We start from the raw sequence: 274 nt of genomic DNA, 5'->3' as shown, positions 1-274 counted from the left end.
CACTTGCAACCGTGACGGTGCGTCCGCAGGTCGGCGGCCAGATCGTGAAGTTCTTTTTCACGGAAGGCCAGCTCGTGAAAGCCGGCGACCCTCTTGCCCTGATCGATCCGCGCCCGTTCCAGGCGGCGCTGGCGCAGGCGCAGGGCCAGCTCGCGCGCGATGAGGCGACTCTCAGAAACGCGGTCGTCGATCTGGGCCGCTACAAGGCGCTGGCGGCGCAGACGGCGATTTCGCAGCAGCAATACGCAACCCAGGCCGCCACCGTGCAGTCGGA

Annotated in this window: 1 protein-coding gene; it reads left to right on the top strand. The window is 67.2% G+C overall.

The window, feature by feature from the left end:
* Nucleotides 1-274, top strand: a 274-nt coding sequence (locus Q5L94_RS13675; RefSeq protein ID WP_317498904.1) for a biotin/lipoyl-binding protein, incomplete at both ends; no start/stop codon positions are given.

This window comes from Idiomarina sp. Sol25 (assembly GCF_033052775.1).
GTDB lineage: Bacteria > Pseudomonadota > Gammaproteobacteria > Enterobacterales > Alteromonadaceae > Idiomarina.
Note: the sequence above shows the minus strand (reverse complement) of the source record. Positions and strands in the feature narration are given on the sequence as shown.